This window comes from Pseudomonas sp. NUPR-002, assembly GCF_056322725.1.
Genome location: NZ_CM150476.1, coordinates 5,988,292 through 6,012,959, shown reverse-complemented (window position 1 = coordinate 6,012,959; position 24,668 = coordinate 5,988,292). Strand labels below are relative to the sequence as shown.

Annotated in this window: 20 protein-coding genes; 14 read left to right on the top strand and 6 right to left on the bottom strand. The window is 60.0% G+C overall.

Annotated features, from left to right (window positions below; all coding sequences use genetic code 11):
* Positions 1–49 precede the first annotated feature (49 nt).
* Positions 50–1,759 carry a GspE/PulE family protein gene (locus tag ACVWSC_RS27660; RefSeq protein WP_442110628.1) on the bottom strand — a complete coding sequence of 570 codons (1,710 nt, stop codon included), beginning with the start codon at positions 1,757–1,759 and terminating at the stop codon, positions 50–52.
* 99 nt (positions 1,760–1,858) lie between these two features.
* The gene (locus ACVWSC_RS27655) at positions 1,859–2,179 is read right to left on the bottom strand and encodes a hypothetical protein (RefSeq protein WP_442110626.1); all 321 of its coding nucleotides are present in this window, start codon (positions 2,177–2,179) and stop codon (positions 1,859–1,861) included.
* Positions 2,180–2,305: 126 nt separating this feature from the next.
* On the opposite strand from ACVWSC_RS27655, the gene ACVWSC_RS27650 reads away from it, so the two are divergent.
* A complete protein-coding gene (locus ACVWSC_RS27650) occupies positions 2,306–2,776 on the top strand; it encodes an Lrp/AsnC family transcriptional regulator (protein ID WP_133213991.1) in 471 nt (156 codons plus the stop codon).
* A 149-nt stretch (positions 2,777–2,925) separates the two neighbouring features.
* On the opposite strand, the gene ACVWSC_RS27645 is transcribed toward ACVWSC_RS27650, so the two are convergent.
* The gene (locus ACVWSC_RS27645; RefSeq protein ID WP_442110624.1) at positions 2,926–4,317 is read right to left on the bottom strand and encodes a CYTH domain-containing protein; all 1,392 of its coding nucleotides are present in this window, start codon (positions 4,315–4,317) and stop codon (positions 2,926–2,928) included.
* A gap of 127 nt (positions 4,318–4,444) precedes the next feature.
* On the opposite strand from ACVWSC_RS27645, the gene argE reads away from it, so the two are divergent.
* Both argE and argA read left to right on the top strand, forming a co-directional pair.
* Positions 4,445–5,602 (top strand): acetylornithine deacetylase, encoded by a 1,158-nt coding sequence (argE, locus tag ACVWSC_RS27640; protein ID WP_442110622.1) that lies wholly within the window; start codon positions 4,445–4,447, stop codon positions 5,600–5,602.
* A 115-nt stretch (positions 5,603–5,717) separates the two neighbouring features.
* Entirely contained in the window at positions 5,718–7,016 is a 1,299-nt protein-coding gene (gene argA / locus ACVWSC_RS27635) for an amino-acid N-acetyltransferase (protein WP_442110620.1), read from the top strand.
* Positions 7,017–7,094: 78 nt separating this feature from the next.
* Here the strand turns inward: argA and ACVWSC_RS27630 are convergent, their stop codons facing one another.
* Together ACVWSC_RS27630 and ACVWSC_RS27625 are read right to left on the bottom strand one after the other, a co-directional pair.
* Positions 7,095–7,397, bottom strand: coding sequence for a DUF6124 family protein (locus ACVWSC_RS27630; protein ID WP_442110618.1), 303 nt, complete (start codon positions 7,395–7,397; stop codon positions 7,095–7,097).
* A gap of 405 nt (positions 7,398–7,802) precedes the next feature.
* Positions 7,803–9,179, bottom strand: a complete 1,377-nt coding sequence (locus ACVWSC_RS27625; RefSeq protein ID WP_442110616.1) for a glutamine synthetase family protein — start codon at positions 9,177–9,179, stop codon at positions 7,803–7,805.
* A gap of 241 nt (positions 9,180–9,420) precedes the next feature.
* Between ACVWSC_RS27625 and ACVWSC_RS27620 the strand changes: the two genes are divergently transcribed.
* The 8 genes from ACVWSC_RS27620 (at position 9,421) to ACVWSC_RS27585 (ending at position 18,053) form a co-directional block, all read left to right on the top strand.
* Positions 9,421–9,753, top strand: a complete 333-nt coding sequence (locus tag ACVWSC_RS27620; protein WP_442110615.1) for a hypothetical protein — start codon at positions 9,421–9,423, stop codon at positions 9,751–9,753.
* Positions 9,754–9,760: 7 nt separating this feature from the next.
* A complete protein-coding gene (locus tag ACVWSC_RS27615) occupies positions 9,761–11,119 on the top strand; it encodes a glutamine synthetase family protein (protein WP_442110613.1) in 1,359 nt (452 codons plus the stop codon).
* A gap of 47 nt (positions 11,120–11,166) precedes the next feature.
* Positions 11,167–12,525, top strand: a complete 1,359-nt coding sequence (locus ACVWSC_RS27610; RefSeq protein ID WP_442110611.1) for an aspartate aminotransferase family protein — start codon at positions 11,167–11,169, stop codon at positions 12,523–12,525.
* Between the two features lie 169 nt (positions 12,526–12,694).
* A complete protein-coding gene (locus ACVWSC_RS27605; protein WP_442110609.1) occupies positions 12,695–13,792 on the top strand; it encodes a polyamine ABC transporter substrate-binding protein in 1,098 nt (365 codons plus the stop codon).
* Positions 13,793–13,952: 160 nt separating this feature from the next.
* Entirely contained in the window at positions 13,953–15,047 is a 1,095-nt protein-coding gene (locus ACVWSC_RS27600; protein WP_442110607.1) for a polyamine ABC transporter substrate-binding protein, read from the top strand.
* Positions 15,048–15,106: 59 nt separating this feature from the next.
* Positions 15,107–16,249 (top strand): polyamine ABC transporter ATP-binding protein, encoded by a 1,143-nt coding sequence (gene potA / locus ACVWSC_RS27595; RefSeq protein ID WP_133214009.1) that lies wholly within the window; start codon positions 15,107–15,109, stop codon positions 16,247–16,249.
* Entirely contained in the window at positions 16,246–17,166 is a 921-nt protein-coding gene (locus ACVWSC_RS27590; RefSeq protein ID WP_442110605.1) for an ABC transporter permease subunit, read from the top strand. The genes potA and ACVWSC_RS27590 overlap by 4 nt, the downstream gene beginning before the upstream one ends.
* Positions 17,163–18,053 carry an ABC transporter permease subunit gene (locus tag ACVWSC_RS27585; protein ID WP_442110603.1) on the top strand — a complete coding sequence of 297 codons (891 nt, stop codon included), beginning with the start codon at positions 17,163–17,165 and terminating at the stop codon, positions 18,051–18,053. Before ACVWSC_RS27590 ends, ACVWSC_RS27585 begins: the two co-directional genes overlap by 4 nt.
* 54 nt (positions 18,054–18,107) lie before the next feature.
* Here the strand turns inward: ACVWSC_RS27585 and ACVWSC_RS27580 are convergent, their stop codons facing one another.
* Positions 18,108–19,304: an AAA family ATPase gene (locus tag ACVWSC_RS27580; RefSeq protein ID WP_442110601.1), complete on the bottom strand. Its 1,197-nt coding sequence runs from the start codon at positions 19,302–19,304 to the stop codon at positions 18,108–18,110.
* Positions 19,305–19,453: 149 nt separating this feature from the next.
* On the opposite strand from ACVWSC_RS27580, the gene ACVWSC_RS27575 reads away from it, so the two are divergent.
* The 3 genes from ACVWSC_RS27575 to ACVWSC_RS27565 are packed head-to-tail and all read left to right on the top strand — an operon-like array spanning position 19,454 to position 24,656.
* Entirely contained in the window at positions 19,454–20,545 is a 1,092-nt protein-coding gene (locus ACVWSC_RS27575; RefSeq protein ID WP_442110599.1) for an efflux RND transporter periplasmic adaptor subunit, read from the top strand.
* The gene (locus tag ACVWSC_RS27570; RefSeq protein ID WP_442110598.1) at positions 20,542–21,612 is read left to right on the top strand and encodes an efflux RND transporter periplasmic adaptor subunit; all 1,071 of its coding nucleotides are present in this window, start codon (positions 20,542–20,544) and stop codon (positions 21,610–21,612) included. The genes ACVWSC_RS27575 and ACVWSC_RS27570 overlap by 4 nt, the downstream gene beginning before the upstream one ends.
* On the top strand, positions 21,609–24,656 hold the full coding sequence (locus ACVWSC_RS27565; protein ID WP_442110596.1) for an efflux RND transporter permease subunit: 3,048 nt from the start codon (positions 21,609–21,611) through the stop codon (positions 24,654–24,656). Before ACVWSC_RS27570 ends, ACVWSC_RS27565 begins: the two co-directional genes overlap by 4 nt.
* Positions 24,657–24,668 lie beyond the last annotated feature (12 nt).

The following is a 24,668-nucleotide window of genomic DNA, read 5'->3' as shown; positions in this document are numbered from 1 at the left end:
GGTGACTCCAGCTGAGTTGAACTGAGCGATTGGAGTGATTTGCCCGTCTCTAGTTCCCTGAGGCCACTCTGAGGACTTCTGCCGCTGTAGTAAGGCCAGCGGCCACTTTTTGCTTACCGCTCTGCTGCAGGCTGCACAGGCCTTCCTGGAGGGCTTGCTGGCGTAGCTCCGCCAGATCGCTATCGGGGCGTATGGCTGCGCTCAGTGCGCTGCTGATACACAACAACTCATGAATGCCGGTGCGCCCGTGATAGCCAGTCTGGCGGCACGCGTTGCAGCCTTGCGCCTGATAACCGATTTCACCCTTCGCAGCCGGCACCTTGCAGACGTTGCACAGGGTACGCACCAGACGCTGGGCCATCACCCCGATCAGGCCCGCCTTGATCAGGTGCGCGGCAATGCCCAGTTCGAGTAAACGGCTGATCGCACTGCAGGCATCGTTGGTGTGCAGGGTGGACAGCACCAGGTGGCCGGTCAGCGCTGCCTGGAAGGCGACCTGAGCGGTTTCCAGGTCGCGGATCTCACCGATCATGATGATGTCCGGATCCTGGCGCAGCAGTGCGCGGGCGCCTTCGGCAAAGCCCAGGTCTATCGCCGGGTGGACCTGCAACTGATTGAAGCCGGGCTCGACCATTTCGATCGGGTCTTCGACCGTACACAGGTTGACCTGTGGTGTTGCCAGGTATTTGAGGGTGGCATACAGGGTGCTGGTTTTGCCGGAGCCGGTCGGCCCCGTCACCAGAATCAGGCCGTGGCGCTGGCCGATCAGCGTTTGCCAGCGCAGCAGGTCTTCACCTGCCAGGCCTAATTGAGCGAAGTCCTGCTGGAGCAGGTTGGGGTCGAAGATGCGCATCACCAGCTTTTCACCAAAGGTGGTGGGCAAGGTCGACAAACGGAGTTCGACTTCGCTGCCGGTTGGCAGGCGGGTTTTGATCCGGCCATCCTGGGGCCGGCGTTTTTCCGCGACGTTCATCCCCGCCAGGGTTTTCAGGCGACTGACAACGGCCAGCGTGACCTCGGCCGGAAACTGGTAGACCGGATGCAGCACACCGTCGATACGCAAACGCAAATGGCCCTGCTCGCGCCGCGGTTCAAGGTGAATATCGCTGGCACGCTGATCGAAGGCGTATTGCAGCAGCCAGTCAACGATGCTGACGATATGGGCGTCATCGTCTGCATGTGGCTGGCTGTGAACCCCCACTTCAAGCAGTTGCTCGAGGTTGGCAGCTGACGACAGCGGCAGTGGCTGGCGGCTGGCGCCGTTGACGGAGCGGGCCAGGTGGAAGAATGCCTGGCTGAACTGACGGATCTGTACCGGGCTGGCCATCACACGTTTGATCGGTCGACGCAGCACCTGCGCAAGGTCCGTTTCCCAGGCGCGGACGTAAGGTTCGGCGCTGGCCACCGTGACACATTGGCTATCGGCGGCGATGGCCAGAATACCGTGGCGCTGGGCGAAGGCGGCAGACATCAGGCCGGTGGTGGCAGCAAGGTCAAGTTGCAGCGGGTCGATGTGCAAGTACGGCAAGCCGGCCCGTTTGGCCTGCCACTGGCAGAGGGCTTGCAGATCCAGGTGCCGACCGGGCTGGTGTGGGTCGGGAAGGCGCTGACAAGCAAGGTGTTCAAGCGGATGGATGTCGTTGGACAGACGCTGAGATCGTAGGGTGTGGGCCGTGTTTGCGCTGATCAGCCGGGCATCCAGCAGATCGGCCAGGAGACCGTCGAGGCTAAGCCTGCGGTCTTCGTCGCTGACAGTCATGTGGCGTCCTTGCCTTGCTGCCTGAAGGGGTGGCAATCACAAGCGTAGTTGACTGTGGACAAATGCAAGGCCGATCTACGTATCCAGGCATTTCCAGGTTCAGTCCAGGCGCTGCACCAACGCCAGATGCACCTCGTCGACACAGATCAGATTGCGCATTTTTTGTGCAATGAGTTCCGCCCGATGCCAACTCAAACCGGCAATTTCGATGTCGACTGCCAGCACATCGCCGCTTTGTGTCATCTGCACCTTGTGTGGGGTGAGGAACTGCAGGGCGAACAGATTCAGCACCCGGCACAGGCTGTCGGGTTCGGCTTCGACCTGCAGTTGGTAATGCACGCAGCGCTGGGCGCTACCGACGGCCCAGACGTCGTCTCGCAAGGGGGTCACAGGGCTGTCGAAGCGTTCAAGTGCGCTCATGGGTGTCTCCGGATTCAGTGTCAGGAATTTTCCCATGCGTGAGCGGGTATTTTTTCTCTATGATCAGCGTAATCAGCGAATGTTCGACTCGTTCAATTCGCCAGTAAGCACAAATCAGGAAAAATTATGCACAGCGAACTCGACGCTTATGATCGCCGCATTCTGGCCTTGCTGCAGGAGGACGCTTCGCTGTCCAGTGCACAGATCGCCGAGCGTGTTGGCCTTTCTCAGTCGCCTTGCTGGCGACGTATTCAGCGTTTGAAGGAAGAGGGGGTGATTCGCGGGCAAGTGACCTTGCTCGATCGCAAGAAGATCGGCCTGAACACGCAGATTTTTGCCGAGGTCAAACTCAACGCCCACGGGCGTTCCAACTTCACCGAGTTCACCGAGGCGATACGCGGTTTCCCGGAAGTGCTGGAGTGCTACGTGCTGATGGGATCGGTGGATTTTCTGTTGCGTATTGTCACCCCGGACATCGAAGCTTACGAGCGGTTCTTCTTCGAGAAGCTGTCGATGGTGCCGGGGATTCAAGAGGTCAACTCGATCGTGGCCTTGTCCGAAATCAAGTCCACGACGAGTCTGCCGGTGCTGCGCTAGGTTTTGTGCGAAAAGTATGGTCATCCATCGTAGTGGGAGCGGCGGTGCGGCGACCCGACTTGTCCCGCGATCTGCCGCAACGCGGCAGCAAAGCCTGAATTCGCGGGGCAAGCCCGCTCCCACAAAACTTGCCGTACAGAGCCTAGGACTTACTTGCGCAGCAGGTGCTTCCAGCCACGGCTCTGGAACACGGCCATCACCTGGTGGACACGCGCCTCGAGGACTTCAGTGCGCACATCAGCTTCCACTTCGTCGCTGATCGGCAGGTTGGCCAATTCGTGCAACTTGTTCAGCTCACCGAACAGGCGGTCCAGGTCCGGGCTCTCCAGTACCTGACGGGCATGGTGCAGCCAGGCCAGCAGGCGCTCGATACGCGGCAGCTGTTCGGCCAGGTCTTCCGGCTGGCGATGGTACAGCGGCAGGTTCAGGGCCTTGGCTTCATCGGCCAGCAGCACGTTCAGCCAGTTGGTCAGTTGCGCAGCGCCCTGACGGTCGCCGCGCTTGTTGCGCTCGACGGCCCAGCCGCGGGCCAGCAGCCAACGTGAGGTTTCCAGGGAGAACTGGCCCCAGCGGGTGTCCAGCAGCTCTTCGGCGAACTGCTCAGGCGCGGCGCGGCGAACGTCTTCATCGTCGTTACCGGCCAGCACCAGCGGGCGCCAGTCTTCCAACAGAGCATCGAGGCTGCTGCGCAGGGCAGCAGTGGTGCTGCGTGGCGCCGCCTGACCCAGGCTGCTGGTCAGTGCGCGCAGTTCGGCCAGGGCCTGAACCCAGTCTTGCAGCAGGCGCCAGTGGCCGTTGAAGCGGTACTGCTCAGCCAGACGCTGGCTGGCGCCGAGCAATTGCCAGGCGAGGGCGGCATAGGCGTCGTCCAGCGGCATTTCGGCAGTGAGCTCGGCAGCAGGCAGGCTCAAGGCATAGCTGGCCGGATCGAGCAGGCGGTAACCGCGCTCGGCCTTGCTGATGTCGCACGGGAACAGCGGCAGGGTGGCGGACAGTTCAGCCGCCAGCTCCAGCAGTGCTTCAGGTTCGCCTTCACGCAGCTCCAGCTCCAGCTCGCAGATTTCTTCCTTGAGCTTGCCGGACACCACGGTACCCAGGTCGAGGGCCGCTTCGATGACCACTTTCGACTTGCCACGGCCCCAGGCGATTTCGGCGTATTCACGGGTGAAATCAGTGGTGAACAGGGCTTTGATGGTTTTTTTATCCACCTCGGCGAGTTCGGCTGGCCAGCATTGCTCGTCGAGCTTTTTCAGATCGAGCTTGGCCTTGGGCAGTTGCCACTCGTGTTCATTGCGCTGAGACAGACCGGCAACGCTCTGGCCGCGGGTCTTGAGGGTCTGGATGACCACATCGCCGTCGCGGCGCAGGCGCAGCGCAACTTTGGCGCCAGCCAGGTCACGCTCAGGGGTGTCGAAGTACTGGTTCAGCAGTTCGCGCTGCTGCCAGCCAGACTTGTTGCGCTTCTTCAGCAATGGATGTTCACGCAGGGCGGCGAGGGTCTCGCGGCTGACCCGCAGTTTGATTTCGGTTTCTTTGTGCATTGCTGGGTAATCCAGGCTCGGATGACAGGGAGCGTCTTGGCCGTGCAGTGTACAGGACTCGGCCGCCGACGGTTTATTCCAGGTGCCCGATGGCCCTATGATGAGCTTCGTCCCGAGGAGAACGCGCATGCCGCTGCCATCGCTCAAAGACCAGTTTGCCGCCCTGATTGCGACGCCTTCGGTCAGTTGCACCCAACCTGCGCTGGACCAGTCCAACCGCGCGGTGATCGACCTGCTGGCCGGCTGGTTGGGCGATCTGGGTTTTGCCTGCGATATCCAGCAGGTGGCGCCGGGCAAGTTCAATCTACTCGCCAGTTACGGCAGCGGCCCGGGTGGGCTGGTGTTGGCCGGGCACAGCGACACGGTGCCCTATGACCCGGGCCTGTGGCAGACCGACCCGTTGAAACTGACCGAGGTCGATGGCCGTTGGGTTGGCCTTGGCAGTTGTGACATGAAAGGCTTCTTCGCCTTGATCATCGAGGCGGTGCAGCCGTTGCTGACCCATGATTTCAAGCAGCCGCTGCTGATTCTCGCCACCTGCGATGAAGAAAGCTCGATGTCTGGCGCCCGTGCCTTGGCCGAAGCTGGTCGGCCGCTGGGCCGGGCGGCGGTGATTGGTGAACCGACCGGGCTCAAGCCGATCCGCATGCACAAGGGCGTGATGATGGAGCGCATCGATATTCTCGGGCGCAGTGGCCATTCGTCGGATCCTAGCCTGGGGCATAGTGCGATGGAGGCCATGCATGAGGTGATGGGCGAGCTGATGAGCTTGCGCCGCCAATGGCAAAAAGACTTCAACCACACCCAATTCAGTGTGCCGCAACCGACCCTGAACTTTGGTTGCATCCACGGTGGCGACAACCCCAACCGTATCTGTGGCCAGTGCGCCCTGGAGTTCGACCTGCGGCCGTTGCCGGGGATGGACCCAGAGATGCTGCGTGCCGCGATCCGGCAGAAACTGGCGCCGTTGGCCGAGCAGCATCAGGTGAAAATCGACTATGCCCCGCTGTTCCCCGAAGTGCCGCCGTTCGAGCAGGCTGCCGATGCTGAACTGGTGCGCCTGGCCGAACGTCTAACCGGACACCGTGCCGAAGCGGTAGCCTTTGGCACCGAAGCGCCTTATCTTCAGCGCCTGGGCTGCGACACCCTGGTACTGGGCCCGGGCGACATCGCCTGCGCCCACCAGCCGGGCGAGTACCTTGAAATGTCACGCTTGCAGCCTACCGTGCGTCTATTGCGTGAATTGATCGAACATTATTGCCTGAGCCCGGTAATTGCCCGCTGAGCTCAGCCGTTTTGCCAAAGGAGAGTGCGCGTGACGCCAAGCCTGTTCCGACGATAACCCTTCGAGCGCTGTGTGCTTTCCCGTTCTTGTCCCATTTTTTACAGGCTCTGTGGTTATGCCCGATTACGTCAACTGGCTGCGTCATGCTTCGCCTTACATCAACGCCCACCGCGACTGCACCTTTGTGGTCATGTTGCCCGGTGATGGTGTTGAACACCCTAATTTCGGCAATATCGTTCACGACCTGGTGTTGCTCCACAGCCTTGGCGTGCGCCTGGTGCTGGTGCACGGTTCGCGCCCGCAGATCGAAGCGCGCCTGGCCAATCGCGGCCTGACGCCGCACTACCATCGCGGCATGCGCATTACCGATGCCGCCACCCTGGAGTGTGTGATCGATGCGGTAGGGCATCTGCGTCTGGCCATCGAAGCGCGCCTGTCGATGGACATGGCGGCTTCGCCGATGCAGGGCTCGCGCTTGCGCGTGGCCTCGGGCAACCTGGTCACCGCCCGCCCGATCGGGGTGCTCGAAGGGGTGGATTACCACCACACCGGCGAAGTGCGCCGGGTAGACCGCAAAGGTATCAACCGCCTGCTCGATGAGCGCTCCATCGTGCTGCTGTCGCCGCTGGGCTATTCGCCGACTGGCGAGATTTTCAACCTGGCCTGCGAAGACGTCGCCACGCGTGCGGCGATTGAGCTGGGGGCTGACAAGCTGCTGCTGTTCGGTGCCGAACGCGGGTTGCTCGATGAGCAGGGGCGGCTGGTGCGTGAATTGCGTCCGCAACAGGTTTCCGCGCATCTGGTTCGCCTGGGCAGTGACTACCAGGGTGAACTGCTTGATGCCGCCGCCGAGGCTTGCCGTGGCGGTGTGGCGCGCAGCCATATCGTCAGCTATGCCGAAGACGGCGCGCTGCTTACCGAACTGTTCACCCGCAACGGTGGCGGCACCCTGGTGGCCCAGGAGCAATTCGAGAAGGTTCGCGAGGCGGCGATCGAAGACGTCGGTGGCCTGCTTGACCTGATCAGCCCGCTGGAAGAGCAGGGCATTCTGGTGCGTCGTTCGCGTGAAGTACTGGAGCGTGAAATCGAGCAATTCAGTGTGGTTGAGCGCGAAGGCATGATCATCGCCTGTGCAGCGTTGTACCCGATTGCCGATTCCGAGTCGGGGGAGCTGGCGTGCCTGGCGGTCAATCCTGAGTATCGCCATGGCGGCCGTGGTGATGAGCTGCTGGAGCGCATTGAAACGCGGGCGCGGGAGATGGGGCTCAATACCCTTTTCGTCCTGACGACCCGTACCGCACACTGGTTCCGCGAGCGTGGGTTTGTGCCTAGCGGGGTAGAGCGGCTGCCGGCGGCGCGGGCGTCGCTGTACAACTACCAGCGAAACTCCAAGATCTTCGAAAAGGCCTTGTAAAGCATCGCGGGGCAAGCCCGCTCCCACAGGCAATCACCGGTGGGAGCGGGCTTGCCCCGCGAAAAGGTCCTCAGCCAACTAGCAGTAGCTGAACAGCCGCGGCACTCCAGCCCCATCGATCACCGCATCAATCAAGGCTCGCGCAGTCTCGATATGCTGGCCGACGCCTGCAACCAGAGAACGGTCCGAAAGCTCCAGGTTATTGGTCGCTGCCATTACCGTAGCTTCGGCGTTTTGCAGCAAGTGGCAGGCGTAAAGCAACGCTTCTTCGCTAGAGATACCCGCGCTGATATTGAACATCCGGCCTTCGCCGAAGGATCGACTGGCGGTGGTGAGGGTGGAAAGGTCGAAGCTGGGGGGATCGGGTACGTGTTTCTTCATGACTGACTCCACATCGGGCAGCCACAATTCGCTGCTAAACGAAGGGTGGCAGCTGTACGCGGGTTAGCAGACCGGGCAGAGTCAGTCAAAACCCCGGCGCACCCGAAGATGCCCCGCGCACACCTGCCATAACAGCAGCGTTGCGAAGTGACTGAATCTAAGTTCGGACTGCTAAATCCGGTCATTGGACGATCCAACGACGACAGCAGACTAGGTTCAGGAGGCATCAGGCGCAACGGCCGGAAGTATGAATCAGAAGGGACTGACAGAACACTCTTACAGAGCTGTGGATTTTCAACGAGTGGTGTGGGAACCGGGAAACCATCGCGGGGCAAGCCCGCTCCCACCGGCAATCACCGGTGGGAGCGGCGGTGCGGCGACCCGACTTGCCCCGCGATACGAGCATCAAACGGTATGCAGGTACCAGTTGTACTCAAGGTCGGAGATGGAGTGTTCGAACTCCTCCAGCTCACTTTCCTTACAGGCCACGAAGATATCGATGTACTTCGGATCGATGTACTTGTTGAGGATTTCGCTGTCGTCCAGCTCGCGCAGTGCATCGCGCAGGTTGTTCGGAAGGCTCTGCTCAACCTGTTCGTAGGCGTTGCCTTCGATCGGCTTGTTAGGTTCGACCTTGTTGCTCAAACCATGGTGCACGCCCGCCAGTACGGCAGCCATCAGCAGGTACGGGTTGGCGTCGGCACCGGCAACGCGGTGTTCGATGCGCACGGCATCCGGCGAACCGGTCGGTACGCGCAGGGCCACGGTGCGGTTGTCCAGGCCCCAGCTCGGAGCGTTGGGTACATAGAACTGGGCACCGAATCGGCGATACGAGTTGACGTTCGGGCACAGGAACGCCATCGACGCCGGTAGGGTCTCGAGCACACCGCCGATCGCGTGACGCAGTGCGGCGTTCTGCTCGGGATCCTCGCTGGTGAAGATGTTCTTGCCATCTTTGTCCAGCACCGAGATATGGACGTGCAGACCATTACCCGCCTGGCCCGGGTAGGGCTTGGCCATGAAGGTGGTGTCCATTTCATGGTCGTAGGCGATGTTTTTGATCAGGCGCTTGAGCAGTACCGCGTAGTCGCAGGCCTTCATCGGGTCGGCTACGTGGTGCAGGTTGACTTCGAACTGCGCCGGGGCGCTTTCCTTGACGATGGCGTCGGCAGGGATGCCCTGTTCCTTGGCGCCTTCGAGGATGTCTTGCAGGCAGTCTACGTACTCGTCCAGGTCATCGATCAGGTACACCTGGGTCGACTGTGGGCGTTTACCGGAAATCGGCGAGCGTGGCGGCTGCGGACGGCCATTCACGTTCTCTTGGTCGATCAGGTAGAACTCCAGCTCGAACGCGGCGCAGATGGTCAGGCCCATCGCGTCGAATTTGCTCACAACCTGACGCAGGACTTCCCGCGGGTCGGCAAAGAACGGCTCGCCTTCAAGTTCGTGCATGGTCATCAGCAGCTGCGCGGTAGGGCGCTTCTGCCAGGGTTCGTTGGACAGGGTGTCCGGGATTGGATAGCAGATGCGGTCGGCATCGCCGATGTCCAGGCCAAGGCCGGTGCTTTCGACCGTTGAACCGTTGATATCCAATGCGAAGAGTGAGGCCGGCAGGTTGATGCCTTTCTCGTAAACCTTGTGGAGGCTGGTGCGCTCGATGCGCTTGCCACGCACCACACCATTCATATCTGCAATCAGAAGGTCAACGTAGAGAACCTCAGGATGTTCCTTAAGGAACGCGTTCGCTTCGTTAAGCTGAACGGCACGCGGGGGTACCGACATGATGCAACACCTTTGTTGTTAAAAATATCAATCAATGGGGGCTTGCAGCTCCAGTCAATCGGAAAGCCCTACTGAAGTCAAGCCAACCCCATGATGCCCTAAATTGGCCCTCAAGCGGCATTTTTGCTGCAATTGAGGGCGCGGACAATTGCTGCTTTCGTACGATAGAAGCGGTTTTGAGCGGGCCGTGTTCTATTTTTTACGGGGGTGTTGTGTAAAAAAATGAACAAGGCTAAGCTCGGTGGCAACCCATAACATCAATAATACCGGGGGTTACATGTCACGCCTGCCGACAACCGGCATCACCGCCTGCCGCCCGCAGATCGGTCTGCACGCATTTTACGCGAGCGCTTATCGCTACGCGTCAGTACGCAGCACCCTGGCTGAAATAATTGACGCCCAGGGCAGCCTGCCTGTTGTCGATGCACCTTCAAATATTCTCTGCCATCACTATAGCGGCCAGCGCCGCGGTATGCCCCTGCGTGGCTTTTGCTTTAGCTTCGCGCGGCATCCAGAATGTCTGGGACGGCCCACTCCGGGTGTCCTGACGACAGTCCAGACATTTACCTCCTGAGGTAGTTATGAGTAATAACCTCGACCAGCTCACCGATTGGTTGAAAGAACACAAGATCACCGAAGTCGAGTGCTTGATCAGCGACCTCACCGGGATCACACGTGGCAAGATTTCTCCAACCAACAAGTTCATTGCTGAAAAAGGCATGCGCTTGCCCGAGAGTGTCTTGCTGCAAACCGTTACCGGCGATTACGTCGACGACGACATTTATTACGAATTGCTGGACCCGGCAGACATCGACATGATCTGCCGGCCTGACGAGAACGCGGTGTTTCTCGTGCCTTGGGCCATCGAGCCAACCGCTCAGGTGATCCACGATACCTACGACAAACAGGGCAACCCGGTTGAGCTGTCGCCGCGCAACGTGCTCAAGAAGGTGCTGAAACTCTACGCCGACAAGGGCTGGCAGCCGATCGTGGCGCCCGAGATGGAGTTCTACCTGACCAAGCGCTGCGAAGACCCGGATTTCCCGCTGCAGCCGCCAGTTGGCCGCTCCGGCCGCCCGGAAACCGGTCGTCAGTCGTTCTCTATTGAAGCGGCTAACGAATTCGACCCGCTGTTCGAAGACGTCTACGACTGGTGCGAACTGCAGAACCTGGACCTCGACACGCTGATCCACGAAGACGGCACGGCGCAGATGGAAATCAACTTCCGTCACGGTAACGCCCTGGCGCTGGCCGACCAGATTCTGGTGTTCAAGCGCACCATGCGTGAAGCGGCGCTCAAGCACAACGTGGCCGCCACCTTCATGGCCAAGCCGATGACCGGTGAGCCAGGCAGCGCCATGCACCTGCACCAGAGCATCATCGACGTGCACACCGGCAAGAACATCTTCTCTGATGAAGATGGCCGCATGAGCGAGCTGTTCCTCAACCACGTTGGCGGCCTGCAGAAATTCATCCCAGTGGTGTTGCCGCTGTTTGCCCCGAACGTCAACTCGTTCCGCCGCTTCCTGCCCGACACCTCGGCGCCGGTGAACGTCGAATGGGGCGAGGAAAACCGTACCGTTGGCCTGCGCGTGCCGGATGCCGGCCCACAGAATCGCCGGGTCGAAAACCGTCTGCCAGGTGCCGATGCCAACCCGTACCTGGCCATCGCTGCCAGCTTGCTGTGTGGCTACATCGGCATGGTCGAAGGCATCAAGCCAAGCGCGCCTGTACAGGGTCGTGGTTACGAGCGGCGCAACCTGCGCTTGCCGTTGACCATCGAAGACGCCCTGGAGCGCATGGAGAACTGCACCGCCCTGGAACCTTACCTGGGCAAGAAATTCATTACCGGCTACGTCGCTACCAAGCGCGCCGAGCATGAAAACTTCAAACGCGTAATCAGCTCCTGGGAACGTGAGTTCCTGCTGTTTGCGGTCTGATCAACCCGGAGCCGCAGGAGCGCGGCCGTCAGAAAACGGAGAAGCACATGAGCGTCAACAACCCGCAAACCCGTGAGTGGCAAGACCTGAGCCGTGATCATCACCTGGCGCCTTTCAGTGACTACAAGCAGCTGAAAGAGAAGGGCCCGCGAATCATCACAAAAGCCGAAGGTGTGCACTTGTGGGACAGCGAGGGCAACAAGATCCTCGATGGCATGGCTGGTCTGTGGTGTGTGGCGATTGGTTACGGTCGCGAAGAGCTGGTTGACGTTGCAGCCAAGCAAATGCGCGAGCTGCCGTACTACAACCTGTTCTTCCAGACCGCCCACCCACCGGCGCTGGAACTGGCCAAAGCGGTTTCGGCCGTGGCGCCTGAAGGTATGACTCATGTGTTCTTCACTGGCTCTGGCTCCGAAGGTAACGACACCAACCTGCGCATGGTTCGCCACTACTGGGCGGTCAAGGGCAAGCCACAGAAGAAGGTGATCATCGGCCGCATCAACGGTTATCACGGTTCCACCGTGGCCGGTGCTGCGCTGGGTGGCATGAGCGGTATGCACGCACAAAGCGGCACGCTGCCAGACATCGTGCATATCCCGCAGCCTTACTGGTTCGGTGAAGGCGGTGACATGACGCCGGATGAGTTCGGGGTCTGGGCTGCCGAGCAACTGGAGAAAAAGATCCTTGAAGTCGGCGAAGACAACGTCGCTGCCTTTATTGCCGAGCCGATCCAGGGCGCTGGCGGCGTGATCATTCCACCTGAGACCTACTGGCCGAAGATCAAAGAGATCCTTGCCAAGTACGACATCCTGTTTATTGCCGACGAAGTGATCTGCGGTTTCGGGCGCACCGGTGAGTGGTTCGGTTCTGACTACTACGACCTCAAGCCTGACCTGATGACCATCGCCAAAGGCCTGACCTCCGGTTACATCCCTATGGGCGGTGTGATCGTGCGTGACGAAGTGGCCAAGGTGGTCAGCGAAGGGGGTGATTTCAACCACGGCTTTACCTACTCCGGTCACCCGGTGGCCGCCGCTGTGGGCCTGGAAAACCTGCGCATCCTACGCGAAGAGAAAATTATCGATCAGGTTCGGGAAGAAACGGCACCGTATTTGCAGAAACGTCTGCGCGAGCTCAGCGATCATCCGTTGGTGGGTGAAGTGCGTGGCTTGGGTATGCTCGGTGCAATCGAACTGGTCAAAGACAAAGCCACTCGGGCACGTTACGAAGGTCAGGGCGCAGGCATGATCTGCCGCCAGCACTGCTTCGACAATGGCCTGATCATGCGTGCGGTAGGTGACACCATGATCATCGCTCCACCGCTGGTGATCAGCCGTGAAGAGATCGACGAGTTGGTGGAAAAGGCGCGCAAATGCCTGGATTTGACACTTGAGGCGCTGAAATAACCAAGTGCTAGGCTAGCGTAATGGCATCATCGTGTTTCGAGGCGCGCTTTCCTTGAAAGAGCGCCTTGGAACTTGCCAGACTAGCGGCTGTTTCAGTCGCCCAGTACTTGCACCGTAGAGAGCTGGCCACTGAACAGATGGCTAAATAAAAAATTCTGGAGCATTACGCATGATGAAATTGGGCAAGACGTTGTTGGCTGTGTCCCTGATGGGCGCCATGGCCAGTGCTGTTCAAGCGGATGACAAGGTTGTCCACGTTTACAACTGGTCCGATTACATCGCGCCAGATACCGTTGCCAAGTTCGAAAAGCAGTCCGGTATCAAAGTTGTTTATGACGTCTTTGACAGTAACGAAACCCTTGAAGCCAAGCTGCTGGCGGGCAAGTCGGGCTACGACGTGGTCATCCCGTCCAACAACTTCCTGGCCAAACAGATCAAAGCCGGTGTTTACCAGGAGCTGGACCGCTCCAAGCTGCCGAACTGGAAAAACCTCGACCCGGCACTGCTCAAGGCCGTCGGCGATGCCAGCGACCCGGGCAACAAATACGCGTTCCCGTACATGTGGGGCTCCATCGGCATTGGCTACAACCCGGAGAAGGTCAAGGCTGCGCTGGGCGTCGACAAGATCGACTCCTGGGATGCCGTGTTCAAGCCTGAGAACATCGAAAAACTCAAAAGCTGTGGCGTGAGCTTCCTCGATGCACCGACCGAGATGATCCCGGCGGCGCTGCACTACCTGGGCAAGCCGAGCGACAGCACCAAGAAGGAAGACCTGAAGGCGGCCGAGGAGCTGTTCCTGAAGATCCGTCCTTCGATCACCTACTTCCACTCTTCCAAGTACATCTCCGATCTGGCCAACGGCAACATCTGCGTGGCCGTGGGTTACTCGGGTGACCTGGAGCAGTCCAAGGCGCGTGCTCACGAGGCCGGCGACAAGGTCAAGCTGAGCTACACCATTCCTAAGGAAGGCGCCGGTACCTTCTACGACATGGTCGCCATGCCGAAAGATGCCGAGAACGTCGAAGCCGCCTACAAGTTCATGGACTTCCTGATGCAGCCGGAAATCATGGCTGAAATCACCAACGCCGTACGCTTCCCGAACGGCAACCTGGCTGCAACCCCGCTGGTAGACAAAGAAATCACCAGCGATCCGGCCATCTACCCGAACGATGAAGTGAAGGCCAAGCTGTACGCCATCAAGGCGCCAGAGAAAGCCGCCCAGCGCGATATCACCCGCAGCTGGACGAAAATCAAGTCGGGCAAGTAAGCCGGCTTGAGGCCCTGGGCGGTGCATTTCGCGCCCAGGGCGCTTCAAAAGTTAATTTTTTTTGCGACATGAGTGCATCGAAGGTAAGTTGCGCGCCGGTTTGCTGAAACGGCAGGTATTTATGCCGTTTGCTACGGGCATTAATGTGAGGACTATCCACTTGTCTAATTCTGTATTTCGCAAGGCCATGCTGGCTGGAGCGGGTATGACGCTGGCGATCAGCGTCCAAGCGGCGCCCACGGTGCACATTTATAACTGGTCGGACTACATCGGTCAGACGACCCTCGCGGACTTCGAAAAAGAAACCGGTATCAAGCCGGTACAGGATGTCTTTGACTCCAATGAAACCCTGGAAGGCAAGCTGCTGGCCGGTCGTACCGGTTATGACGTAGTGGTGCCGTCCAACCATTTCCTCGGCAAGCAGATCAAGGCGGGCGCGTTCCAGAAGCTCGACAAGTCGCTGCTGCCGAACTATTCGAACCTCGACCCGGTGCTGATGAAGCGTCTGGAGAAGAACGATCCGGGTAACCAGTACGCCGTTCCCTACCTGTGGGGCACCAATGGCATCGGCTACAACGTCGAGAAGGTCAAGGCGGCGCTGGGTACCGACACGATCGACTCGTGGGCCATGCTGTTCGAACCGGAAAACATCAAGAAACTCTCCAAGTGCGGCGTCGCCTTCCTCGACTCGGCTGACGAGATGCTCCCGGCGGTGTTGAACTACATGGGGCGTGACCCCAACAGCACCAATCCCAAGGACTACGCCGATGCCGAGAAAAAACTGCTGGCAGTGCGTCCTTACGTGACCTATTTCCACTCCTCCAAGTACATCTCCGACCTGGCTAACGGCGACATCTGCGTGGCCGCTGGTTTCTCCGGTGATGTGTTCCAGGCCAAATCCCGCGCCGAAGAGGCCGGCAAGGGTGTGGAAGTGGCGTATGTAATTCCTAAAGAGGGCGGCAACCTCTGGTTCGACATGCTGGCGATCCCCAAGGACTCGACCAATGTCAAAGAGGCCCATGCCTTTATCAACTATTTGCTGAAGCCTGAGGTGATTGCCCAGGTCAGTGATTACGTCGGATATGCCAACCCGAACCCCAAGGCTGGCGAGCTGATGGACCAGAGCGTGCGAACCGACGAAGCGGTTTATCCACCGCAAGCAGTGCTGGACAAGTTGTACGTCAACTCCGAGCTACCTCCCAAGGTGCAACGGTTGATGACCCGTAGCTGGACCAAGATCAAGTCGGGCAAGTAAAAATCCAGAGTCCGCCACGGCAGGGGCGGACGCAAAAAATCTTGTTGGGAGTTTCACAAATGGCTGTTGCCTCCGGTGCCTATAAGAAAGCCCTCGAGGGCGACCAGCAACCTAAGCAGGTGCTGGTCAAAATCGACCGGGTCACGAAAAAATTCGACGAAACGGTCGCGGTGGACGATGTGTCCCTCGAGATCAAGAAGGGCGAGATCTTCGCGCTGCTTGGCGGCTCCGGTTCGGGTAAATCCACGTTGCTGCGGATGCTGGCCGGCTTCGAACGGCCGACCGAAGGGCGCATCTTCCTTGATGGCGTAGACATCACGGATATGCCGCCCTACGAGCGTCCGATCAACATGATGTTCCAGTCCTATGCACTGTTCCCGCACATGACCGTGGCGCAGAACATCGCCTTCGGCCTGCAGCAGGACCGCATGCCCAAGGCCGAGATCGACGCCCGTGTCGGCGAGATGCTCAAGCTGGTGCACATGACCCAGTACGCCAAGCGCAAGCCACACCAGCTCTCCGGTGGCCAGCGTCAGCGTGTGGCCCTGGCTCGCTCCCTGGCCAAGCGTCCGAAGCTGCTGCTGCTCGACGAGCCGATGGGTGCGTTGGACAAGAAGCTGCGTTCGCAGATGCAGCTTGAGCTGGTTGAGATCATTGAGCGGGTGGGTGTGACCTGCGTAATGGTGACGCACGACCAGGAAGAGGCCATGACCATGGCCCAGCGCATCGCCATCATGCACCTGGGCTGGATTGCCCAGATCGGCAGCCCGATCGACATTTACGAGACCCCGACCAGCCGTCTGGTCTGCGAGTTCATCGGCAACGTCAACCTGTTCGACGGCGAAGTGGTAGAAGACGCCGAAGGCCACGCGGTCATTGCCACTCCGGAGCTGGAGCGCAAGATCTACGTGGGCCACGGTGTGACCACCTCGGTTGAAGACAAGCGCATCACCTATGCACTGCGTCCGGAAAAACTGCTGGTGACCACTCAGCAACCCACCTGCGAGCACAACTGGTCGCGCGGCAAGGTCCATGACATCGCCTACCTCGGTGGCCACTCGGTGTTCTACGTCGAGCTGCCTGGCGGCAAGATCGTCCAGTCGTTCGTCGCCAACGCCGAGCGTCAGGGCACTCGTCCTACCTGGGATGATCAGGTTTACGTCTGGTGGGAAGACGACAGCGGCGTGGTACTGCGGTCATGAACATGCGCAAGCTCAAGCGAGCCTTCGAACGGGTGAAACCCGAGGGACGCCATCTGGTGATCGGCGTGCCCTTCATCTGGCTGTTCCTGTTCTTCATGCTGCCGTTCTTCATCGTCCTGAAGATCAGCTTTGCCGAAGCAGACGTGGCGATTCCGCCGTACACCGAAATCTACAGCTACGTCGAAGACAAGCTGCAGCTGGTGCTCAACATGGCCAACTATGGCCTGTTGACCGAGGATGAGCTGTACATCTCGGCGTACCTGGGTTCGTTGAAGATGGCCTTTTTCAGCACGTTGCTGTGCTTGCTGATCGGCTATCCGATGGCCTATGCCATTGCCAACGCCAAGAAAGAGACCCAGACCGTACTGTTGCTACTGATCATGATGCCGACCTGGACCGCGATCCTGATTCGCGTCTATGCCTGGATGGGTATCCTCAGCAACAACGGCCTGCTCAACAGCTTCCTGATGTGGCTGGGGTTGATCGATCAGCCGTTGCAGATCCTCAACACCAACCTGGCGGTGTATATCGGTGTGGTCTATTCGTACCTGCCGTTCATGATCCTGCCGCTGTACGCCAACCTGGTCAAACACGATGCGAGCCTGCTCGAAGCGGCCTCTGACCTGGGTTCGAGCACCTTCAACAGCTTCTGGAAGATCACCGTGCCGCTGTCGAAGAACGGCATCATCGCCGGCTGCATGCTGGTGTTCATTCCGGTGGTGGGTGAGTTCGTTATTCCGGAACTGCTTGGCGGTCCGGAAACCTTGATGATCGGTAAAGTGCTCTGGCAAGAGTTCTTCAACAACCGTGACTGGCCTGTGGCTTCTGCCCTGGCGGTGGTGATGCTGGCGATCCTGATCGTGCCGATTCTGCTCTTCAACCGTAGTCAGGCCAAAGAGATGGAGGGCAGGGCATGAAGCGTTTCAGTTTCTCCAAGCTGATGTTGGTCCTGGGCTTGTTGTTCATCTACCTGCCCATGCTGATCCTGGTGATCTACTCGTTCAACGCCTCCAAGCTGGTGACCGTGTGGGGTGGCTGGTCGGTGAAGTGGTACGTCGGCCTGCTCGACAACAGCCAGCTGATGGGCTCGGTGATGCGCTCGCTGGAGATCGCCTGCTACACCGCGATCGCTGCGGTGGCGCTGGGTACCCTGGCCGCGTTCGTGCTGACCCGGGTGACGCGCTTCAAGGGCCGTACCCTGTTCGGTGGCCTGGTGACTGCGCCGCTGGTAATGCCTGAGGTGATCACCGGTCTGTCGCTGTTGCTGCTGTTCGTGGCCATGGCGCAGATGATCGGCTGGCCGCAAGAGCGTGGCATCGTCACCATCTGGATCGCTCACACCACGTTCTGCGCTGCTTATGTAGCCGTGGTGGTTTCGGCCCGCCTGCGCGAGCTGGACCTGTCGATCGAAGAGGCGGCAATGGACCTGGGTGCCAAGCCGTGGAAGGTGTTCTTCCTGATCACCATCCCGATGATCGCGCCATCGCTGGCGGCGGGCGGCATGATGTCCTTCGCCCTGTCGCTGGATGACCTGGTACTGGCCAGCTTCGTGTCCGGCCCGGGCTCGACCACGCTGCCGATGGAAGTCTTCTCTGCCGTGCGTCTGGGCGTGAAGCCGGAAATCAACGCCGTGGCCAGCCTGATCCTGTTGTCGGTGTCGCTGGTGACTTTCCTGGTCTGGTACTTCAGCCGTCAGGCCGAAGAACGTCGCCGTCGGGCGATCCAGCAGGCCATCGAAGAAAGCGCTGCCGACTCCTGGAAACAGCCTGAAGTGAGCCGTGCTGCGACGCCTGTTTCGGCTTGATTTGAAGTAGAGCATCGCGGGGCAAGCCCGCTCCTACAGGAGCGGGCTTGCCATTTAATCTGGCCAATTCCAGGCCGGTTCATCCAGCATCCCCTGACCTGCCACACGGGTCTGTCCCAGTACCTTCTCCAGCACAATCGAGTTGCAGGTCGCATCCTGTTCCAGCGCGGCCACCAATTGCTGTGCATGCGACACCACCCATACCTGGCAATGCTCGGCGGCGCGATGGATCAAGCGTGCCAGCGCCGGTAGCAGGTCCGGGTGCAGACTGGTTTCCGGTTCGTTGAGTACCATCATGGACGGCGCCCTGGGGCTCAATAATGCCGCCACCAGCAGCAAATAGCGCAGGGTTCCATCCGACAGCTCGGCAGCGGACAGCGGTCGCAGCAGGCCCTTCTGATGGAACTGCACGCTGAACTGGCTGCCAGGCAGCGCATCGATGGTCAGGTGTGAGCCGGGAAAGGCGTCGCTGATCGCCTCCCATAGCGCCTGCGCATCACCGATCTCGATGATGGTTTGCAGGGCGGCGGCCAGGTCGCGGCCATCATGGTGCAGCACCGGCGTGCGGGTGCCGAGTTGAGGTCGTCGGGCCGGGGCATCGCGATCCGTTCGGAAATGATCGTAAAAGCGCCAGCCGCGGATGCGCTCGCGCAGGTGCAGCACCTCTGGTGAAGACTGCAGGTTGCCCACCTGGTCGAAGAGACTGTCGAAATCCGCCGTGTGCTGGGCCAACACCTCCCATTGACGACCTTCGCGAGCGCGCACCACTGCGCCCTGGCGATCGACCAGCAAGCTCGCCGGCCGATAGAGCGGACCCGCCCAGATGCTTTCGCGCTTTATCTGCGGGTCGAGGGTGAAGCATGAAGGCATCGGTGAGCTGATACCGGGGAGCATGAAATGCCCGCTGGATGTAGGTAGGCCAAGGCCGATGGCATATCCAAAATCTTCGCTGGTAAAGCCCAGACGCAGACGTTTGGCTTCTTGCCGCGAGCCACCCTCGACGGCCACTTCGCCGCGGCTCATGCGGCGACTGATGCGCTCGGGGCCTGCCCAGAAGGTCGATTCCAGTCCGCCTTCACCGGCCAGCGCGTTGACCACACCGCCTTGGGCGGTTTCAGCGAGCAAGCGCAAGGCTTTGTATAGGTTGGATTTGCCGCTGCCGTTGGGACCGGTGATGACGTTCAGGCGCGCCAGGGGCAATACCAGGTGGTTGATCGAGCGGTAGTTTGCAACGGCCAATGTGGTCAGCATCTTGGCATCCTTGCGCAGGTGAGGAGGGCGGTAGTATCACCCACCTGATCAAACTCAAAGGAATTGCATTTGTTACAGCAACAGCACATTCCCTGATCTACGCTAACACTCGCATCTCTGTATCGAATTGACACATGCAAGGAGCCTGCATGACGGTGTCGCGTAGGGTATTGATCGTCAGTCTGGGCTTGGGGCTCGTGCTGGTCGGCTGTGATAAGCAAACCGCTGTCGAAGCCGAGCTGCGCAGGGTGGCTGTACAGCGCGTACAGCCCAGTGATTTTGCTGCGCCGGTGACCCTCACCGGCGACATTCAGGCCAGGGTTCAGGCAGACCTCTCGTTTCGTGTTGGCGGTAAGATCATTTCCCGTAGCGTCGATGTTGGCGATCACGTGAAAGCCAATCAGGTTCTGGCCCGGCTCGATCCGAAAGATTTGCAGGCCAATGTCGACTCGGCCAAGGCGGAGGTGTTCGCCGAGCAAGCGCGGGTCACCGAAGCCAGCAAGGCCTTTTATCGTCAGCAGAAGCTGCTGCCCAAGGGTTATACCAGCCAGAGTGAATATGACTCTGCCCAGGCGTCCCTGCGCAGCAGCCAGAGCGCCTTGAAAGCGGCCCAGGCGCAATTGGCCAACGCCCGCGATCAACTGAGCTACACCGCACTGATCGCCGACGCGGCCGGGGTGATCACTGATCGTCAGGCCGAAGTCGGGCAGGTGGTGCAGGCTACAGCACCCATCTTCAGCCTGGCCCACGATGGCGAGCGCGATGCCGTGTTCAATGTCTATGAATCGTTACTGGTAGCGCCACCCACTAACGAATCCATCACCGTCAGCCTGGTAGATAAACCCACGATTCAGGCCAGCGGCCATGTGCGGGAAGTGACCCCGACCGTTTCCGCGCAAAGCGGCACGGTACAAGTCAAAGTGGCACTGACTGAAGTCCCCGCCGGTATGGAGCTGGGCTCGGCTGTCTCAGCGACCGGTCATATCAAGGGCAAGCCCAGTATCGAACTGCCTTGGTCGGCGTTGACCAAGGCCCTGCATGACCCGGCGGTGTGGCTGGTGGAGGAAGGCAATAAAGTCAGGTTGCAGGAGGTCAAGGTCAGCCGCTATCTCACTGGCAAGGTGGTCATCAGCGAAGGCCTCAAGGGCGGGGAAAGCGTGGTGGTGGCAGGCGGGCAGTTGCTTACGCCCGGCATGCAAGTGGAAGTCGCACCGTTCAAGGATATCGGGGTAGCGCAATGAAAGCAGTCACACTTGGCCTGTGCAGTGCGCTATTGCTGGTTGGCTGCGGGAAAGAAGCAGCGGAGTCGGACCCGGTCCGACCGGTACTTTCGGTCATTGTCGAACCCCAGATCCAGGCCGATCTCGGGCGCTTTGCCGGCACCATTCAGGCGCGCTACGAGAGCACGCTGGGCTTTCGTGTTGCCGGACGTATCGCCCGACGCTGGGTCGATGTGGGCAACTCGGTGAAAGCGGGCGACGTTCTGGCCAGCCTCGACCCGGCCGATCAGCGCAACCAGTTGCGCGCTGCCGAAGGCGATCTGGCCAAGGTCCAGGCGCAGTGGATCAACGCCCAGGCCGATGCGCGCCGCCAACAACAACTGTTTGACCGTGGCGTGGGCGCCCAGGCGCAACTGGATGAGGCCCAGACCAACCTGAAAACCACCGGTGCTTCGCTGGAGCAGGCCCGCGCGGCCGTCAGCCAGGCGCGCGACCAGCTGGGCTACAGCGAACTACGCACCGATCACGACGCCGTGGTCACCAACTGGCAGGCCGAAGCCGGACAGACTGTCAGCGCCGGGCAACCAGTGGTCACCCTGGCCCGTCCGGATGTCAAAGAAGCGGTCATCGATCTGCCGACGTATCTGGCTGAGCAACTGACCACTGATTTGAAGTTTGAGGTGGCTTCGCAACTCGACCCGAGTATCAACACCACCGCGACCTTGCGCGAACTGGAGCCGCAGGCCGACGCGGCCACCCGAACCCGCCGTGCGCGCCTGACCCTGGCCACTACACCGGAGTCGTTTTACCTGGGCACGGCGATCAGTGTCACCCTGACTTCGGCCATTTCGCCGCGCAGCGAGCTTCCGGCTTCGGCGTTGTTGGAGCGCGATGGACAGACCCGGGTATGGGTGGTTGATCCGCGACAGAACACAGTCGCGAGCCGCGAGGTGAAGCTAATTGAACGTACACCCGAGAGCATCGTGGTGAGCTCGGGTGTTCAGGCCGGAGAGCGGGTGGTAACAGCAGGGGTGAACACCCTGAAACCGGGCCAGAAGGTCATAGTCGATGAGGAAGGTCCGCAATGAAAGGAAGCTTCAACCTGTCGGAATGGGCGCTGAAGCACCAATCCTTTGTTTGGTACCTGATGTTCGTCGGCTTGCTGATGGGCGTGTTCTCCTACGTGAACCTTGGGCGTGAGGAAGACCCTTCATTCACCATCAAAACCATGGTGATCCAGACCCGCTGGCCGGGCGCGACCCAGGACGAGACCCTGAACCAGGTCACTGACCGCATCGAGAAAAAGCTCGAAGAGCTGGACTCGCTCGACTACGTAAAAAGCTACACCCGACCGGGTGAATCGACGGTCTATGTCAACTTGCTGGACACCACACCGGCCAAGGACATCCCCGAAATCTGGTACCAGGTGCGCAAGAAGATCCAGGATATTCGCGGCCAGTTTCCCCAGGGTATCCAGGGGCCGGGTTTCAACGATGAGTTCGGTGACGTCTACGGTTCGATCTACGCCTTTACCGCCGACGGCCTGACCATGCGCCAACTGCGCGACTACGTCGAGCAGGTGCGCGCCGAGATCCGTGAAGTGCCAGGGCTGGGCAAGGTCGAAATGATCGGCACCCAGGACGAGGTGCTGTACCTTAATTTCTCCACCCGCAAGCTGGCCTCGTTCGGTATCGATCAGCGTCAGGTGCTGCAAGCCTTGCAGAGCCAGAACGCGGTCACCCCGGCGGGGGTGATCGAAGCCGGGCCCGAGCGGGTATCGGTGCGTACAACCGGGCAGTTCGCCTCGGAAAAAGACCTGGAAACGGTGAATCTGCGCATCAACGACCGCTTCTTCCGCCTGGCCGACATTGCCGAGATCGAGCGCGGATTCGTTGATCCGCCTTCACCGCTGTTCCGTTTCAACGGTCAACCTGCCATCGGTTTAGGTATCGGCATGAAGGCCGGTGGCAACATCCAGGCCTTTGGTGCCGACCTGCACAAAATGATGGATCGGGTGACGTCAGAGTTGCCAGTCGGGGTCGGGGTGCACACCGTTTCTGACCAGGCGGTGGTGGTGGAAGAGGCCGTCGGTGGTTTCACCAGTGCGTTGTTCGAAGCGGTGATCATTGTATTGGCGGTGAGCTTCGTCAGCCTCGGCATTCGCGCCGGCCTGGTGGTGGCCTGCTCGATTCCGCTGGTGCTGGCGATGGTGTTCATCTTCATGGAGTACAGCGGCATCACCATGCAGCGGATCTCGCTGGGTGCCTTGATCATCGCCCTGGGGCTGTTGGTGGACGATGCGATGATCACCGTGGAGGTGATGGTCACGCGCCTGGAAATGGGTGAGACCAAGGAGCAGGCAGCGACTTTTGCCTACACCTCGACCGCCTTCCCGATGCTCACCGGCACGCTGGTAACCGTGGCGGGCTTTATGCCGATCGGCCTCAATGCCAGCTCGGCGGGGGAGTACACCTACACCTTGTTCGCGGTGATCGCTGCCGCGTTGCTGGTGTCTTGGGTGGTGGCCGTGGTGTTTGCGCCGGTGCTGGGCGTGCATATCCTCAACGCCAAGGTCAAACCGCACAATGAAGAAGCGGGGCGCGTCGGCAAGGCATTCGAACACAGCTTGCTGTGGTGCATGCGCCATCGCTGGTTGACCATTGTCGGCACTATTTTGCTGTTCCTGCTGGCGTTGTTCTGCATGCGTTTCGTGCAGAACCAGTTCTTCCCGTCTTCGGACCGCCCCGAGATTCTCGTGGACCTCAACCTGCCGCAGAACGCCTCGATCGAGGAAACCCGCAAAGCGGTGGATAAGCTTGAGGCAACGCTGAAGGACGATGTGGATATCGAGCGCTGGAGTACCTATATCGGCCAGGGTGCCATTCGCTTCTACCTGCCGCTGGACCAGCAACTGCAGAACCCCTACTACGCCCAGTTGGTGATCGTCAGTAAAGGGTTCGAGGAACGTGAAGGGCTGGTCAAGCGCTTGAAACAGCGTTTGCGCGAAGACTTCGTCGGTATCGGCAGCAACGTTCAGACGCTGGAAATGGGCCCGCCGGTGGGCCTGCCGATTCAGTACCGGGTCATGGGCAAAGACATTGATCAGGTGCGCAAACATGCCATCGCCCTGGCGGCCATGCTCGACAGCAATGAGCACATTGGCAGTCTGATTTATGACTGGAACGAACCCGGCAAAGTGCTGCGGGTCGAAATTGCCCAGGACAAGGCGCGCCAGCTGGGGCTGTCATCTGAAGACGTGGCCAACGTCATGAACAGCATTGTCAGCGGGACGCAGATCACCCAGGTCAACGACAGCATCTACCTGATCAACGTCGTCGCCCGCGCCGTAGACAGTGAGCGCAGTTCACCCCAGACCTTGCAGAACCTGCAGATTGTCACCCCCAACGGTACCTCGATTCCGTTGCTGGCCTTCGCCACCGTGCGTTACGAGCTGGAGCAACCACTGGTTTGGCGTCGCGACCGCAAGCCGACCATTACCATCAAGGCCGCGGTGCGTGGCGACATGCAGCCGACCGACCTGGTGCGTGAGCTTGAACCGCAAATCAACGACTTCATCAGCAAACTGCCGGTGGGCTACACCGTTGAAACCGGTGGTACGGTGGAGGCCAGCGGTAAAGCGCAGGGTCCGATCGCCAAGGTGTTGCCGCTGATGCTGTTCCTGATGGGCACCTTCCTGATGATCCAGTTGCACAGTGTGCAGAAGCTCTTTCTGGTGGCCAGCGTGGCGCCGCTGGGCTTGATCGGGGTGGTGCTGGCGTTGGTGCCGACGGGAACGCCGATGGGCTTTGTGGCGATTCTGGGGATTCTCGCGCTGATCGGTATCATCATCCGTAACTCGGTGATTCTGGTGACCCAGATCGACGAGTACGAGGCGCAGGGCTTGTCGCCCTGGGCAGCTGTGCAGGAAGCTACCAACCACCGTAGACGGCCGATTCTGCTGACAGCGGCAGCGGCGAGTCTGGGCATGATTCCTATTGCGCGGGAAGTGTTCTGGGGGCCGATGGCCTACGCGATGATCGGCGGGATCATTATCGCGACGCTGCTGACCTTGCTGTTCCTGCCGGCGCTGTATGTGGCCTGGTACAAGATCAGGGAGCCGCAGGCTGAGTGATGGATGAAAGCA

Coding starts and splice junctions, on each gene's coding strand:
- ACVWSC_RS27660 (WP_442110628.1), bottom strand. CDS start 1,759: ATGACTGTCAGCGACGAAGACCGCAGGCTTAGCCTCGACGGTCTCCTG.
- ACVWSC_RS27655 (WP_442110626.1), bottom strand. CDS start 2,179: ATGAGCGCACTTGAACGCTTCGACAGCCCTGTGACCCCCTTGCGAGAC.
- ACVWSC_RS27650 (WP_133213991.1), top strand. CDS start 2,306: ATGCACAGCGAACTCGACGCTTATGATCGCCGCATTCTGGCCTTGCTG.
- ACVWSC_RS27645 (WP_442110624.1), bottom strand. CDS start 4,317: ATGCACAAAGAAACCGAAATCAAACTGCGGGTCAGCCGCGAGACCCTC.
- argE (WP_442110622.1), top strand. CDS start 4,445: ATGCCGCTGCCATCGCTCAAAGACCAGTTTGCCGCCCTGATTGCGACG.
- argA (WP_442110620.1), top strand. CDS start 5,718: ATGCCCGATTACGTCAACTGGCTGCGTCATGCTTCGCCTTACATCAAC.
- ACVWSC_RS27630 (WP_442110618.1), bottom strand. CDS start 7,397: ATGAAGAAACACGTACCCGATCCCCCCAGCTTCGACCTTTCCACCCTC.
- ACVWSC_RS27625 (WP_442110616.1), bottom strand. CDS start 9,179: ATGTCGGTACCCCCGCGTGCCGTTCAGCTTAACGAAGCGAACGCGTTC.
- ACVWSC_RS27615 (WP_442110613.1), top strand. CDS start 9,761: ATGAGTAATAACCTCGACCAGCTCACCGATTGGTTGAAAGAACACAAG.
- ACVWSC_RS27610 (WP_442110611.1), top strand. CDS start 11,167: ATGAGCGTCAACAACCCGCAAACCCGTGAGTGGCAAGACCTGAGCCGT.
- ACVWSC_RS27605 (WP_442110609.1), top strand. CDS start 12,695: ATGATGAAATTGGGCAAGACGTTGTTGGCTGTGTCCCTGATGGGCGCC.
- potA (WP_133214009.1), top strand. CDS start 15,107: ATGGCTGTTGCCTCCGGTGCCTATAAGAAAGCCCTCGAGGGCGACCAG.
- ACVWSC_RS27590 (WP_442110605.1), top strand. CDS start 16,246: ATGAACATGCGCAAGCTCAAGCGAGCCTTCGAACGGGTGAAACCCGAG.
- ACVWSC_RS27585 (WP_442110603.1), top strand. CDS start 17,163: ATGAAGCGTTTCAGTTTCTCCAAGCTGATGTTGGTCCTGGGCTTGTTG.
- ACVWSC_RS27580 (WP_442110601.1), bottom strand. CDS start 19,304: ATGCTGACCACATTGGCCGTTGCAAACTACCGCTCGATCAACCACCTG.
- ACVWSC_RS27575 (WP_442110599.1), top strand. CDS start 19,454: ATGACGGTGTCGCGTAGGGTATTGATCGTCAGTCTGGGCTTGGGGCTC.
- ACVWSC_RS27570 (WP_442110598.1), top strand. CDS start 20,542: ATGAAAGCAGTCACACTTGGCCTGTGCAGTGCGCTATTGCTGGTTGGC.
- ACVWSC_RS27565 (WP_442110596.1), top strand. CDS start 21,609: ATGAAAGGAAGCTTCAACCTGTCGGAATGGGCGCTGAAGCACCAATCC.